Annotated in this window: 1 protein-coding gene and 1 pseudogene; both read left to right on the top strand. The window is 59.8% G+C overall.

The features are described from left to right. Positions 1-18 precede the first annotated feature (18 nt). Positions 19-834 carry a sulfonamide-resistant dihydropteroate synthase Sul2 gene (sul2, locus tag FTU12_RS16315; RefSeq protein WP_001043260.1) on the top strand — a complete coding sequence of 272 codons (816 nt, stop codon included), beginning with the start codon at positions 19-21 and terminating at the stop codon, positions 832-834. An 86-nt stretch (positions 835-920) separates the two neighbouring features. Further along, positions 921-1168 (top strand): annotated as a pseudogene (gene glmM, locus FTU12_RS16310) (phosphoglucosamine mutase); the annotation flags it as partial.

Here is a 1168-nt window from a genome sequence, read left to right as displayed (position 1 = left end):
ATTATTATAGAAGCCCCCATGAATAAATCGCTCATCATTTTCGGCATCGTCAACATAACCTCGGACAGTTTCTCCGATGGAGGCCGGTATCTGGCGCCAGACGCAGCCATTGCGCAGGCGCGTAAGCTGATGGCCGAGGGGGCAGATGTGATCGACCTCGGTCCGGCATCCAGCAATCCCGACGCCGCGCCTGTTTCGTCCGACACAGAAATCGCGCGTATCGCGCCGGTGCTGGACGCGCTCAAGGCAGATGGCATTCCCGTCTCGCTCGACAGTTATCAACCCGCGACGCAAGCCTATGCCTTGTCGCGTGGTGTGGCCTATCTCAATGATATTCGCGGTTTTCCAGACGCTGCGTTCTATCCGCAATTGGCGAAATCATCTGCCAAACTCGTCGTTATGCATTCGGTGCAAGACGGGCAGGCAGATCGGCGCGAGGCACCCGCTGGCGACATCATGGATCACATTGCGGCGTTCTTTGACGCGCGCATCGCGGCGCTGACGGGTGCCGGTATCAAACGCAACCGCCTTGTCCTTGATCCCGGCATGGGGTTTTTTCTGGGGGCTGCTCCCGAAACCTCGCTCTCGGTGCTGGCGCGGTTCGATGAATTGCGGCTGCGCTTCGATTTGCCGGTGCTTCTGTCTGTTTCGCGCAAATCCTTTCTGCGCGCGCTCACAGGCCGTGGTCCGGGGGATGTCGGGGCCGCGACACTCGCTGCAGAGCTTGCCGCCGCCGCAGGTGGAGCTGACTTCATCCGCACACACGAGCCGCGCCCCTTGCGCGACGGGCTGGCGGTATTGGCGGCGCTGAAAGAAACCGCAAGAATTCGTTAACTGCACATTCGGGATATTTCTCTATATTCGCGGTTCAGCAGGCATGTCCCCTTTGAGGGCGACCCGACGACAGGATAATCGACCTTATGGTGCGCAAATATTTCGGCACAGACGGTATTCGTGGCAAAGCCAACGAAGGCGCGATGACGGCGGAAACCGCCTTGCGCGTCGGCATGGCGGCTGGCCGTGTCTTTCGTCGCGGTGACCACCGCCATCGTGTCGTGATCGGCAAGGATACGCGCCTGTCGGGCTATATGCTTGAACCCGCGCTCACAGCCGGTTTCACCTCGATGGGCATGGACGTATTCCTTTTTGGCCCGCTGCCGACAACGTA

Origin of the sequence: Acinetobacter sp. YH12063 (assembly GCF_013419715.1) — a bacterium.
Taxonomy (GTDB): domain Bacteria; phylum Pseudomonadota; class Gammaproteobacteria; order Pseudomonadales; family Moraxellaceae; genus Acinetobacter; species Acinetobacter amyesii.
The sequence above is the reverse complement of the archived record's forward strand: the minus strand, read 5'-3'. Positions and strand labels throughout refer to the sequence as shown.

Excerpts from the sequence above, each read along its gene's own strand:
- sul2 (WP_001043260.1), top strand. The coding sequence starts at position 19 with ATGAATAAATCGCTCATCATTTTCGGCATCGTCAACATAACCTCGGAC.